Source organism: Pseudomonas sp. ARP3 (assembly GCF_001029595.1).
GTDB classification, from domain to species: domain Bacteria; phylum Pseudomonadota; class Gammaproteobacteria; order Pseudomonadales; family Pseudomonadaceae; genus Aquipseudomonas; species Aquipseudomonas rhodesiae.
The window spans coordinates 533,681-546,568 of the sequence record NZ_LEKF01000002.1; the positions used below are offsets into that span (position 1 = coordinate 533,681).

The 12,888-nt window shown below is 48.1% G+C and carries 13 protein-coding genes and 2 pseudogenes; 2 read left to right on the forward strand and 13 right to left on the reverse strand.

What is annotated here, in order from left to right:
* Nucleotides 1–61 precede the first annotated feature (61 nt).
* The 3 genes from ABX75_RS28210 to ABX75_RS04175 all read right to left on the reverse strand — a co-directional run bounded on the left by ABX75_RS28210 (nucleotide 62) and on the right by ABX75_RS04175 (nucleotide 2,936).
* Entirely contained in the window at nucleotides 62–727 is a 666-nt protein-coding gene (locus tag ABX75_RS28210; protein ID WP_082036738.1) for a hypothetical protein, read from the reverse strand.
* 751 nt (nucleotides 728–1,478) lie between these two features.
* On the reverse strand, nucleotides 1,479–2,204 hold the full coding sequence (locus tag ABX75_RS04170) for a hypothetical protein (protein WP_034095284.1): 726 nt from the start codon (nucleotides 2,202–2,204) through the stop codon (nucleotides 1,479–1,481).
* A 342-nt stretch (nucleotides 2,205–2,546) separates the two neighbouring features.
* Nucleotides 2,547–2,936 carry a hypothetical protein gene (locus ABX75_RS04175; RefSeq protein WP_034095283.1) on the reverse strand — a complete coding sequence of 130 codons (390 nt, stop codon included), beginning with the start codon at nucleotides 2,934–2,936 and terminating at the stop codon, nucleotides 2,547–2,549.
* Between the two features lie 260 nt (nucleotides 2,937–3,196).
* On the opposite strand from ABX75_RS04175, the pseudogene ABX75_RS29605 reads away from it, so the two are divergent.
* Nucleotides 3,197–3,453, forward strand: a pseudogene (locus ABX75_RS29605) (hypothetical protein).
* Between the two features lie 106 nt (nucleotides 3,454–3,559).
* On the opposite strand, the gene ABX75_RS28220 reads toward ABX75_RS29605, so the two are convergent.
* The 8 genes and pseudogenes from ABX75_RS28220 to ABX75_RS04205 form a co-directional block, all read right to left on the reverse strand.
* Nucleotides 3,560–4,009 carry a hypothetical protein gene (locus ABX75_RS28220; RefSeq protein WP_219730177.1) on the reverse strand — a complete coding sequence of 150 codons (450 nt, stop codon included), beginning with the start codon at nucleotides 4,007–4,009 and terminating at the stop codon, nucleotides 3,560–3,562.
* 81 nt (nucleotides 4,010–4,090) lie between these two features.
* Nucleotides 4,091–4,537 carry a competence protein ComJ gene (gene comJ / locus ABX75_RS28225; protein WP_232925267.1) on the reverse strand — a complete coding sequence of 149 codons (447 nt, stop codon included), beginning with the start codon at nucleotides 4,535–4,537 and terminating at the stop codon, nucleotides 4,091–4,093.
* Nucleotides 4,538–4,563: 26 nt separating this feature from the next.
* Nucleotides 4,564–4,824, reverse strand: a complete 261-nt coding sequence (locus ABX75_RS29900) for a NucA/NucB deoxyribonuclease domain-containing protein (protein ID WP_082136122.1) — start codon at nucleotides 4,822–4,824, stop codon at nucleotides 4,564–4,566.
* 312 nt (nucleotides 4,825–5,136) lie between these two features.
* Complete coding sequence (locus ABX75_RS04185) at nucleotides 5,137–5,367, reverse strand: hypothetical protein (RefSeq protein ID WP_003218173.1); 231 nt, start codon at nucleotides 5,365–5,367, stop codon at nucleotides 5,137–5,139.
* Nucleotides 5,368–5,767: 400 nt separating this feature from the next.
* Complete coding sequence (locus ABX75_RS04190; protein ID WP_144419289.1) at nucleotides 5,768–6,283, reverse strand: hypothetical protein; 516 nt, start codon at nucleotides 6,281–6,283, stop codon at nucleotides 5,768–5,770.
* Between the two features lie 594 nt (nucleotides 6,284–6,877).
* Nucleotides 6,878–7,171 carry a hypothetical protein gene (locus ABX75_RS04195; RefSeq protein ID WP_034136410.1) on the reverse strand — a complete coding sequence of 98 codons (294 nt, stop codon included), beginning with the start codon at nucleotides 7,169–7,171 and terminating at the stop codon, nucleotides 6,878–6,880.
* 461 nt (nucleotides 7,172–7,632) lie between these two features.
* Entirely contained in the window at nucleotides 7,633–8,091 is a 459-nt protein-coding gene (locus tag ABX75_RS04200; RefSeq protein WP_034095279.1) for an SMI1/KNR4 family protein, read from the reverse strand.
* A gap of 6 nt (nucleotides 8,092–8,097) precedes the next feature.
* Nucleotides 8,098–11,451 (reverse strand): annotated as a pseudogene (locus ABX75_RS04205) (DUF637 domain-containing protein); the annotation flags it as partial.
* Nucleotides 11,452–11,718: 267 nt separating this feature from the next.
* Between ABX75_RS04205 and ABX75_RS04210 the strand changes: the two are divergent.
* A complete protein-coding gene (locus ABX75_RS04210; protein ID WP_034112929.1) occupies nucleotides 11,719–11,976 on the forward strand; it encodes a hypothetical protein in 258 nt (85 codons plus the stop codon).
* A gap of 78 nt (nucleotides 11,977–12,054) precedes the next feature.
* On the opposite strand, the gene ABX75_RS28240 is transcribed toward ABX75_RS04210, so the two are convergent.
* Nucleotides 12,055–12,498: a hypothetical protein gene (locus ABX75_RS28240; protein ID WP_082136124.1), complete on the reverse strand. Its 444-nt coding sequence runs from the start codon at nucleotides 12,496–12,498 to the stop codon at nucleotides 12,055–12,057.
* A gap of 110 nt (nucleotides 12,499–12,608) precedes the next feature.
* On the reverse strand, nucleotides 12,609–12,888 hold a 280-nt coding region (gene comJ, locus ABX75_RS28245), incomplete at its 5' end, for a competence protein ComJ (RefSeq protein WP_218187041.1).

The window sequence follows — 12,888 nt, forward strand, 5'->3', positions numbered from 1 at the left end:
AACAACTCTACTAAACCCTGTCAAAACAGCCCTACACCGACCATCTTGACCAAAAAAACAATCAAATCACCAAGCTTTTTAGTCGATCACCCGCACTGAGGAGCTCGCCGGCAGATAGCGGATTATAACTAATCACAATCAAAACCCCATCTTCGAACTCACGCACTTCTTCTACACAACCACTCACCGAATCAACAAGTTCACGAGGTCCCTTTCCAAAGGCCCGAAAACACAATTCCTTATCGAAATAATTCGCTGCATTTATACGAAAAACGCCATCCCTACCATTGACGTCTTTCTTTGTTGCTTCACAAGCTTCTACCACTAAAGGCCAATCGCTTCTCGTAACACTCCAATCATGCAAAGCCGAGCGATAGGAACCAAACGCCTTAATATATCTAGGAAAAACAACTTTCAACAAATCTGAATAGTCGACTTTTGAAGCAGTAAATTCAATAAATAGAGTATCATCAAACTGCGCATCATCTTCCAGATACTTCTGATCTCGCAGGGCATATGAAATACGACCTTTAACACCGACTGGAAGTAGCTTATCTAATGACACCGAGGTCACCAACTCGCTTCCAATAGGGGGAACTTTAAGGGAATCGTTCAAGCCCCATGGAACGCCCAGATCGCTTACAACTCTCAAAAAATTATTATGCCTATCTTCGATAGACTCTGAAAAATTAGGTCTATGTCGAAATTCAAGCTTATATTTAGTCATTAAGGTGCCACCCTTACAGAAATATTTCTGATATTTTGCTCAACAAGGATATCTGTTGTCCTATCAGCTGCTTTTTGATTGGGAAATTCAAAAACCGCCTTAACTCCCGGATTCTGCTTTAGCGCTGACGATACTCGCTGAACGCTCTGTATCTGTTTATCAAATTTAGTTAGCGCCGTTTTCGCTCAATCAAAGTGATACCGTTAATATCCTCTATACCGTCAAACTTCACAAAATTGTTGCTGTTCGGATTGGGATTGTCAAATCTATTGCCGGGACTACTTTACGCTGCGATAGAACATCAGAAAATGCTCATAGAGCATGGTTGTAATGTGGCAGAGAGCGCTTTTCATCCACACAATCGATTTGCGTTTCTATAATCATCAAAAAATAGCTCTGGCAAACCGGCGAGCGAATTTTTTGCCTTCTCGCTTAAAACAGAAACCTGGCGTATCCAGCGAGGGAATAATCAAATTCTTTATCGTCGAACCGTACATCGTGAGTATATGTGCCTAGCTCCATAAAATTAACTGGAGGATCACTGAAATTCTAGTTATCTACATGATTTACATCTCCGAGCACCCACCTATCGCAGACAGTTATATCTTGTCGCATTAAGTAGTACCTCATTTCAACCCCTCAGTAAATGAACGGATCTTTCAACTCTGATTTAAATAAATCTGTCCATTTTTCGCCGTTCACTTCCTCACAGTCCCTTATCAATCCAGCTTTCATTGCACGGATTTAGACCTCACGCTTTAAATAAAATCTTTCTCAACATGACTTGCCTCTCAGCCTGGATTCCTACATCAGCTGTGAAACACTGCTCGCAAGCAACAATCTTCAAAACACTACCCAAATTTTCCACGGAAAAACAGTCGACATTCATCAACTCTTTTTCGTCCACGTCTAATGAGTTAAGCAGAGACTTACTAACCCACATTGGCGAACCAACAGCCTCTATATAACCTTTCCTTAAAACCCAGCGCCCAGGATTATTTGATATATCTACAACCTCTTGGGTAAGCGGGAAAGGTAATCCATTGCTTTTTTTAGGTAGATGGGAGTGCTCAACATTGGCCGCTTCGAAGAGTGTGATATTCTCGGCATTTTGCCACCGATCATATTCAGCATCGTAAACTCGAGCCTGAACGAAAGCTGGCTCATCTATTAGTGCAGCAATCAAAGAGTGCGCCATCTCAAGAGAATTTGCGAGGTTCTTTATATCTAATCGGCACAGTTCTTTATCCGCCACAAGCGAAAACTCGATAGAACCACCCGCCAACTCAACAAAAAAACTCTTGCGCTTATTTTGTTTCAAATAGCGCAAAACTTCACCAAATAACATTTTTTTGCCGGTGAATCCATCAATTACCTCGAACTCCTTAAAGTCATTGAGCTGTTGCACCAATCGCCCCCATACATTTGGCGAGCTATCGTACAAGCCTTCACTAAAAACAACTTCAATGTCAAACATATGATTAGCCGCCAAACTCTTTAATAATGACAGTAATATTACGCTGTTTACCATACTCTATAAGCTTACTCGAATCAGCCAACCCACCAGGCTGAACTCGTATATCCAGAATCTTCGTCGCTGGGATACCATCCACAGTAATTTTCGAACTTTGCAAGGTATCTATATGCGTTCTCATATCATAAGACCACCCTTTACCACGCGTATCAATTGTTTTCAAATTTACTACATTATTTTCAAGCTGAAAGTCAATGACCGGAAAATTATTGGATTTAAATGGTTGTCCTGTCTTGGGATTTATTAAATTATCCGTTCGAGCCCAGTCCTTATAATCTGTGTCTGTTAGCGTTGACTCAATCTGCCTGCCCCGAGCACGAGGCTCAAGATCCCAGACGTTTTTCCCGCCTTCCGGCATGAGATCCGGTTTAGAAGGTTGGGGCTGCTTTTTTTATCACTGGCAATGGCGCGTTTGTACGCCAAGGCACCAGCAGCTGTACCTAAGCCAACGGCAAGAGCGACTTTCAGATCGTTAGTGATCTCTTGCGCCTGCGCGTCACTAAGGTTCCATTTCGCTTTAAGCGTATCGACCATGGCTCCTACAGTATGCTCAGTCGTCGCTGTTGCTAGCATCTCCTGGAATTCAAAGTTTGAGTTAATGAGGTTCTGTACTGCTTCTCGAGCCTTCGGCGAGCCATATTCCACAATATCTTTGACGGGGTTCAGGTCTGCCATGGTATTGGCGACTTCTTTCGACCGTGCCGCACAAGTCGAAGGATCAGCCTTACAGCCCGCTATCGCTTCAATATCCTGCTGAAGACTTAACTCCTTAAATTTACGAGTGGTGTCTTCAATGCAGGAGGTATCCGTGCACGCGGCTATTTTCTTGGCGGCTCTTTTAAGTTGATTGTGATTTAGATAGTTGTATTGCGTTCCGTTCTGAGCGACCCAACTGCCCTTCTCAAGCTTGGACGCATCGACATCCCCTTGTGCTGCTGCAGCTAACCGGCCACGACTGCACCGTCCCAGCGCTGATCATAGACACCCAGGCACCCTTCGACGTCCTTCACGACGCCGCCGTGCACCGCATTCGGGCCGTCACCCAACTGCTGGAAAACCTGGCCTCCGCGAACAACTCAGCAGCGATGCCGTAGTCCTTTCAGACTTCGCCCATTTGCTGGCCATTCCGCTGCGCGACGGGTGTGATTTGCTGGATGTCATCAGTCGCAGGCTGAATGCCGATCCGTCTTGAGTGAAAATCGGGCGGCCTTTGTGTCGCCCGCTCTGGCCTCGTGCGGGAAGGGCAAAGGCTAAATAAACCTGCCCTTTCACACTGCTCCGCCTCGATGACCAAGCGTTTACAAAGAACCTTCACAATTCTTTTTGTTAAATTCAAATCGGCCAATTTCTTTTACATTTTTGCTACCAAAAACATAAACGTAAGTACCGCCCAGCGAAAAAATGGATTGTTTTTCAAAATTTTGGGGATCACAAAAAATATTTACAACTGCTGATTTGGTAGCTTCCAAGTTAAAACTAGAAACATCAGAATCATAATTCAATAAAGAATAATAAACCGTTATAGTATGACTATTAGTCGCCTCCATACGAACAAGCTCTGTATTTTCGTCAACCTTCCAATTACGCGCGTGCGTTCGCGCGGTGACGATTATCAAGTCACTAAGGAAGCTTGGTTTGCTAGGCTCAGGCGTTTCTTCTGTTGCTTGTTTTATCAAGACCGCTGCTATACCAACAAACAACAGCACAAAACCCCAGCGCCAAAATCCTTTTTTTGTTTCATCAGTCATTATGTATAGCTCCCTTCAACCATTGATTGGTTTTTACGCGGTCTCGAATTAAAATAAATCCGCCCCCATTTCTCAGAAATTTTATCCCGCAGGAACCGCATCGATATCAAACTCACCTTGCTCGTCAATTTCGGCGTCTGCTCTCAACACCTCAAAATCGCAGCCCCCTAAATTCAAATGGACATTTATTTCATACACTCCACTTGAGGAGGGTCTTATAAATTCGACCTGAAAAGAATAATCTCCTTCAGGCAGTTCTAGAGAAACCGTACTCGAAATACTACCAACCTCAATATTTCTATCTATCACCGAGAAGGGAACTTTAAAGGCCCGAACCACGGCTGCGCTTATAGCGGGCACTTGTTCGTTAATGAAAAAGCTAATTATATGATCCCCTTCATCAATCAAAGCTCTAAAAGAGACACTCCCTAACCTCCACGCAAACCCTTGCGCATAACTACGATCACTCCAATCATTATACGGCTGATCAAGCGAACTCAAAAACACGCAAAATTGCGAATAAGACAAATATATACTTTCTCTAAACCTAGCCATTAGTCCACCACCTCAATACTGACTTTCTCGCCATCGGGCAGTCCGCGACATGCATTACCTATACGTGCGCCAGCCTCCATATTATCTTTCGAGCTTATGGATCTAACACCCGCTCCAGTCCCACCCTCTTTAAACATTGCCGGTGGATACTCATCTAACTGTTTTCCAGGGACCTTAGGAAGGCCACCAATAGAGTCCTTTCTGTTCCCGGGAGCACCAGGCCTATCAATTGTTAAAAATGTATAACCTCCAATCAGCACGAAAAATGGCTAACCCTTTGATCTAAAAGGAAACACTTACCCCGGACGGGGGGTGCGTGTTGTGTATTGAAATTTTGCTCCTGTTAAGGAGCGAAAACTCATGCTGAAAAAGGGCGTATTGAGCAGGTAGACCGTAGGCCATCGGGTTGGTAGACAAAAAGGAGACAAAAGGACTACAAAAAGGGTACAGCTTGAGTACAAGAAGGCTACAGGATGAGTGCAGAAAGGCGGCAAAAAGGGTGCAAATAGAGTGCAAAACACCGGCGCAAGGCCGGTGTCGATAGTGCCTGATCAAGTTGGGTATATTGAAAACTACATCTGTCGAATATCAGATAAAAAATCATAAAATTCTTTTTCTGTCATCTCAAACTCTGGCCCTTCGACCATTGCCATTAGTGACAACAACGCAATGTCTAAATCTTTTGTGAGAGAAAGGTTTGGATCTTGGTAAATATCAAGTGCCTCTTTTGATATTTTAAAAATATCAAATCCATCAGCAACTGCTCTTCCAAGTCTGTCAGCCACTATGTCTTCCATGCTCATTGCTGCCCCCAACTCTTTAGCTCTGCTCCGGTCGGAGGGTAGTGCTGAGTATCCACCGGCTGCCCATTAATACTTTTCGGGTGGAAACGGATTACTTCTCCTGCATGGCCATAGCTTTCCATCCATTGCCTCGCACTGCCCGTTTTAGGATCAAACTCCGTGGCGAAAGAAGCACCCCGAGTAGGTCCTCCTGTCCTTGCAGGAACCTCTTGTGTGTAGTAACGAATACGGCCATCAGGCAGTGTTCTAGTGACCGCTGCTGTCTCTTGAGCTTTTTTAGTCCTGATAGTTTCGCTCTCAATGCAGCTTGGGCATTTGCACTTGTGGCTTCAGTAGCTACAACTTCTCCCGTTGTAGCAGTGGCTTTTGCACCTGTTTTGGGTTCGCCTGGCTGTTGCGCCTATACCGGAGCGTTGTAAGAAACATCTCCCGAGTCGCGCCAAACTCCATTCGCAAAGCTCACTGGCCGCTGTGGATAACAAACCAACAGCCCTTCGACAAACTGACAAAAGGATAAGTCAAGTCGCGTTATCCAACGCATATTGTCTATTTCCAACAAACGCCAGTTGTCTCCGCTGTCGAAACCGAAAGCAGTCCCGGCGCTATGCCAGCCGAACAGCCACACCTCGCCCTTCGCGCCCGCTTCATAAGGCCCGTCTTTATAAATTCCATCATCACCGACGTAGCCAACCGCAGCAGAAAGCAGCATCGGTTGAATCGTCAAAAGCGCCAGTGCGCAGTCGTCCTCCTTGATCTCACCGTGCCCCCGTTCCTCCATAAAAGCAAAGTACTCGGTGGGAGCCGCCGGCCACTGCCGCCGCATCATACTTACTTCACTTGAAGAAACAGGCGTAAGCCGCTCCAATAGCGCACATCCCATCGTATTAAAGGCTTCTAAATTTTCGTACATGTTCATGGTAGCCTCGGAGGGGGCTGCAGAAACGCTGTTGTAGTTGGACTTGCTGGGGCATGGACGCCACCTTGTTGAGCACTTCCACCCGGAACCGGATGCAAATTCCACCATTGGTTAGGTCCCACCGTACTGCTGTGGTATCACATGGTGCGCCTGAAAATCCACACCACTCGCAGTTTTTGGCCATGCCAAACCAGTATTCAACTCCCACTCACGCTTAAGATTATTCCGCTGGCTATTGTATTGACGCTGCAGTGCCTGATAGTCACTTCTCGGCGCAACATAAGTATGATCAACCTGACGTAGCTCATCCGCAAGTTTCGTGCGCTGATTAGAGGGCATTGGCACACCTGAATGGTACTCGACGTCCCGGACCACCGCGCGAGCGTCACCCGAGATTTTCGTCCAGCTGGATGTGGATGTTGCTATAAAACTCGCATCATGCCATTTGAAGATACGGCCTGAGAGAATGCATCAAGATTATGGGTTCCGCTAACCCCACTTTTCTGGGTCAATCCATCTAAACTACTCAGCTGGTTTTTGATGCTCGGATTAAAGCTCATGCCTTCCGGGAAGCTTGCAGCCCCTTTTGTACCATCAGCCTTTTATGCGCGCTAAGAACTCGACCATTGCTAGTGGATCACGCTCCACAAGTTCTTCAATCAAATCTTCCGCTGCCCAATGCAGAATCATGTCCCCTCCCCCCCCATCCTTGCAGAGGATGAGATCACTTGACAAAGAAGAGTCAACAACATTGACTTCTCTATCGCTGAGTGCCATCAGGCCACCGTAGCCATCATAAGGAATGACCCAGTAAAAACGCTCGTTCTCTATCCAGTAAATCCCAAACACCTCTACAGGCTCTTCTCGCCCAATTTCTCGAATAATCATATCCACATCACTCAATAGTTCTACCGGGCTGCAGCACAGGGGGCAGCTGTTGCGGCGTAGTAATTTTCATATCGTATGCTTTATCGGTTACGGAGTTGTACTGGTAGTGGATGGTTATATTTTCTCCGCTAGGTAGACGGTGACTTACTTCCATTTTTCTCCATCCCTCACTCCGCGGGAAGTCTTTATCGCCCGCTAGTTTTGTATCACGACCCGCAGAGGGATTTTCTGTCACTCTGTTCCACAAAGTCTGCTCGTTCAGATCTCTTGGCGCCGTTGACTGATAGCTCTTTGCTGTTGAATGCGTTGCATAGTCTGGTCTTGTTTTTGCCGCAAAGTGAATTCTTTACCGGGACCAACATTTGGCGGATTTTCAATACTTGAATAATCGACTTTTGCATGAGCGCCTATGTCTTTTGCACCTAGCCTTTCTCAACCATTTTTAAACGCCTAATCATTATTCAACTGAAAGAAATTATTCTTTTTTCTAAGAAATCGATAAAGTTCTTCGCATACAAACTAGAAGTTTTATTAGAAAGATCAAGCCTATAAACAGGATACTCCCCATCATTAAGACCATCGTCCGTAGCAAAATAAAATGACTCCCCTGCGCCCGGCGGTTCACAGATAAATAGCCTCTCCTTCCCACACAACCCATTTCGACCGTTAACGATTGACATATAAACGATATCACCACCCCTTACACTATCAAAATCCATTTCGTAAATACTATAAATCTCCTCCCCAGATATTTCCCCGCCAGAATAACACTTCAGCCACCACTTATAGCTATCAGGCAACTTCAACCCAAGATGAGTTTCAGCTTTATAAATCCACTCATCAGCAATCCCGTTACCATAATCAGCAAACTCAACGAAATCCGACTCTTCAATAAGATTAATTATTCTCGAATAATCCACGTCTAATTACTCCCCGCTCCGAGCCCGCATTTTCCAATAATCTGACTGATAAGAGTTAAACTCTTTGGCCTGTTTTGTCAATGTTTTTGCATTCAAATCCATAGGAACTGAAACATAATCAGTCGTAGGGTTTCTGTATTCTGCAGAGTCTTTGTAACGGGTATACCTAAAGCTTTGAGCGGCATTGGATGGGACGTGAAGAACACTGCTATTCTGGCTATGGAAAACAGATCCAACTTCTGCAAGTGAACCACGAGTACCAGCGAATCCATTAACTTCAGTTTGCGAGAGATGATGTAACTCAACTGATTTCCCATCATACCCAATTGGTGCTCGACCCGAGGCCATCCTCTCAAGGTTTGAGCCTTGAACAGTTTTACCTCGTACTCTCCAGGTCGATAGGGCCTCTGGGTCAAAGAGGTCGTTACGTTGATAAACAGTCCTATCTAGAACTGTTGTTTTATTCCAAAAAACACCAGCTTTAGGCGTTGTACTTGTAACATCACTACCCGCCGTCGTACCCGTACCAGCAGAACCTGGCCCTTTTGCACCTTTAGACGGCCCCTCTATGACATTTCTTTCAACCAGCGTACCCGCTTCGTTATCAGTGCCGCCACCAAATACAGGTTGGCCCTTCGTCGCAGCATTAGGATTAACACCGTTCTTTATTACCGACGACAGCTCTCCAGATAACGCCTTCCCCCCATAGTGCGCGACTGCCAACTCCGCCAGCGACTCAGCAGCTCTCTGGCTGAGATCCCCCAGGGGGCTTGCTTCGCCGGGGTATTGCTCTGGGTGAAGCGAAGCTAAAACTCGCCCGCCCTCCGTAGATGTGTAAGGTGCGCCAATCTGATCATATGAGGCAGCCGCACCTGCAAACGCGACAGTGCCCATCGCGCCGAGGGCGAATGGCGCAGCGCAACCAACAATACTCACACAAGCAGGGGAGGCACCAACCATACCAATGTAAGAAAGAGTGCCAGCTCCCGCCCCGCCTGCTGCGCTTGCGGCGTACCCGACGTTCGTGAATAACTCGTTGTTTACACTAAGCGCGTCGTCTATTCGATCCTTGAAGGTGTAATCAAATTGCCCCGTGCTTTTGAGTAACGCAATTTCCTTGGTAAATTCATTACCCTTGTTTTCCAACTCAACAAGCGTTTTGTAATTTTCGTCACTTTTAGGAACAGACGCGCTGCAGTGGGTCAATGCACATGCCGCAGCGTCATATTTAGCCTTGTTCTCAGGGTCGCGTCGACGTAGCTCATCCAGTGCAACGGTCTGCATTTCGTGAAGCGAATGGTTGTACTGCGTAGCATTTTTCGCCACCCAGCCGCCCTTTTCCAAGGATTCAGCGTCAGCGTCTTTCTGCGTCGCCGCTGCGAGCACTCCAATCACTTGTGAGCTCATGGAGAGCAATGTCTTATCGCCATGAACCAGAGAGCTCAAGTGCCCAACTACCGCTTCGTTAACGCCCGCAGCCAAAGCACCTGTTTTGAAATCGCCTCCTGTTGCCTCTGCAAGCAAGCCACCCACCATGGCATGCACAATGATTTTTGGCGGATAGCCTTCGGTCAACCGACCTTTTGTATAGTCTCCAACGGCATTGAAACTGACCGCCGCCAGCGTATTGAATAACGCGCTTTTGAGTGCGTCACTGCCACTGCCACCTTGCCCTAACGCCTTGCCAACAAGCATTGACGTGCCGTTCTGCAAAGTTTGACTCGCAGCAAACTGACCAACCCCAGTCCATGTATTCAAAGGCGGAGACGTAATGTTCCCTGTTCCGTACTCAGTCTTGGTCCCCGTCCAACCATCGAAATAAGCAGCTGTCAGGCCGGCTGTAACGCCAGAAATCACGTACCCCTTCATTGCATCTGACGAGGTCACGTCCTTGAATACTGCGCCCAGGTTGCCCCGATTATTAATGACGCAAACTGTTGTGTTAGTTGCTGCTCCCGCTGCGACTGCACCTGATGCCGCACTAATGAAGGTTGCGGTATTCGCCGTCATTGTTCCGGCAGCAACCATTCCGCCAGTAGCGGTGCCCATCGCGCCCGCGGCCAATGGCCCAACCACCGCCGCCATCACAATCGCAATAATGATCTGCGAAGCAGGCCCCAGGCCCGAGTTGCTGTACTTGAAGCTGTCGTGGATCTCCTTGACCTGCCTCCAGTCCACATCACCACGCTTCTCAGCATCCTTGATCCAAGCCAACTGTGGTTCGGCCTTAACCATCGCATCGATGGATTGGCTGACTGTCTCCTGATTGACCTGGTTAATGTCGATCTTCAAACCGGCGACAGCTTTAATCGCAACATTGCCTTCAGCAATCAGCTGACTCTGGCGGACGGTTTCGTCGGTGTTGCCTTTACCTTTGGAGGAAACCCAGAACGCATTGTTGTTGCTCTTCTCATGGCTCTCCTGATGCAGATCCTTGACCGCTTCAAAAGTAATCGCGCCACCACTATCCAGGGTGATGTCCTTGCCGCTTTGAAGCTTGGCAAGTTGATAGGTCTGATCTCCTTCACTCTTGAGTATCAGGTCGCCGCCGGTCTTGATTTCAGTACCGACGTTGGTAATGCGAGTGACCTCGTCGCGCTGGGTTTTCTTGGAACCCCAGCCGCTGTTTTTCTTCATGTCATACAACGTATGCGTGCTGTTCTGCGCCGCCAACAAACTCAACTTATCCCCGCTATACAGATAAGCCTCATTCCCCGCACTGATCCTGCTCGCCACAATCGTGGTATCACGCCCCGCCTGGCTGACAAAATCCCCGCCCGCCGTCAGCACGCTCGCCACTTGGGTGGTCTGCTCGTCCGCGGTCTTGATGCGTTTCTTGCCGTGCTTTTCCTTGCCATCGACGTTGTGCATGTCGCTGACCGAGGCGATGTTGAGGTCGCGGCCGGCGGCGATGGTGAGGTCTTTGCCGGCGGTGGCAGTGCTGCCGATGATGTTGACATCTTGCCCGGCTTGCATGTTGATGCTGCCGCCCGCCGTGACGCTGGCGGCGATGAGGTTGAGGTCGCGGCTGGCGGTGAGGTTGGCGTCGTTGCCGGCGGTGAGGGCGCCTCGGTTGGTGAGGTCGCGGCCGGCGTCGATGGCGAGGTTTTCGCGGGCGACGATGGTGCCGCCGCTGCCGTCGGTGAGGGTGCGCATGCCGGCGCCGTCACGCACCTGGATGGCGGTGGTTTCGTTGGTGATGTCGCCTTTGAGCGCCGTGAGGCTGACTTGTTTGCCGCGAATCTCGCCGGCCATGGCGTTGCGGATGCTGTCCTGGGCCAGCAGGCTCAGGTTGTTGCCGGCCTCGACCAGGCCGATGGTGTAGATGCTGCCGCTGTGACGCCTTGCACGGTTTTGGGTGAGGGGCTTATAGTCCAGCTGTCGCCCATACGGCGATCAGGTTTGGCGACCTGACAACAGAGTGCAAAAGCAATCCGCTTCATGCAGGTGTTTTTGCACCCGCAAAGCTGTGCTCGTTATGGCGGCTGTGCGCGGGAGACCTTCGGGTCTGCCGGTTTACTCTGTTGCCGGTTCGCCAACCTGCGTACAGCTGCCACCCATTCGTTTGGCGACGATTGAGTGGTGGCTTCAACCACCAAAAACAGAGTGTTAAGTATGAATAGATACATGCCCCTAACCGGCCACGACTGCACCGTCCCAGCGCTGATCATCGACACCCAGGCACCTCTCGAAGTCCTTCACGACGCCGCCGTGCACCGCATTCGGGCCGTCACCCAACTGCTGGAAAACCTGGCCTTCCGCGAACAACTCAGCAGCGATGCCGTAGTGCTTTCAGACTTCGCCCATTTGCTGGCCATTCCGCTGCGCGATGGGTGTGATTTGCTGGATGTCATCAGTCGCAGGCTGAATGCCGATCCGTACTGAGTTGAAATCGGGCGGCCTTAGTGTCGCCCGCTTTATGCGTGAGCAATTCAACTTAATAAACCGGTCCACTTTTTTTCGTCATTTCACGCAGCAAACCTGATCATCCGAAAGATAATAAAGTCCCTCCAGCTTTCCGCAAATGGAAGGAAGACCGAAAACCGGTTCTGAGGCATAAGAAATAGGCAGCTCGAATCTAATCGAACTGGCAAACTCCGAACTTTCCCACGCTGGAGTGACTATACCGCTCCAAAAACTTACTGCGCCTCCCTTATCAGACAATATAACAGGCTTTACGTATTCAATTGCGGCATTGAAGTCCCAATATAAATAACCGCGATACACAGCGCCACTTTCACCATGAAAATCAGTTCGAACGATAATCTGAAAATCTGAGCACGTTTCCTGTTCGGCGAGGGGGCGTACAGTTGATTCATCCTCCACGGTTTCGTCCATCGGAAAAAACCAAACACTACAGCTATCAAGATCATCAATCGTTAGCTCATATACTTGTTTGTCCGACACAAATCGCCCCCTATGTAATTAAATACAACAAAAGTGGGCAGAATTACTTAATAGGTTTTCAACTCTAATTTAAATAAATCTGTCCCTTTTCTACCCATTTCTCCGAATTCTTATCCCGCAGGAACCGCATCGACATCAAACTCACCTTGCTCGTTAATGTCGGCGTCTGCTCTCAACACCTCAAAATCGCAGCCCCCTAAATTCAAATGGACATTTATTTCATACACTCCACTTGAGGAGGGTCTTATAAATTCGACCTGAAGAGAATAATCTCCTTCAGGCAGTTCTAGAGAAACCGTACTCGAAATACTACCAACCTCAATATTTCTATCTATCACCGAGAAGGGAACTTTAAAGGCCCGAACCACGGCTGCGCTTATAGCGGGCCCG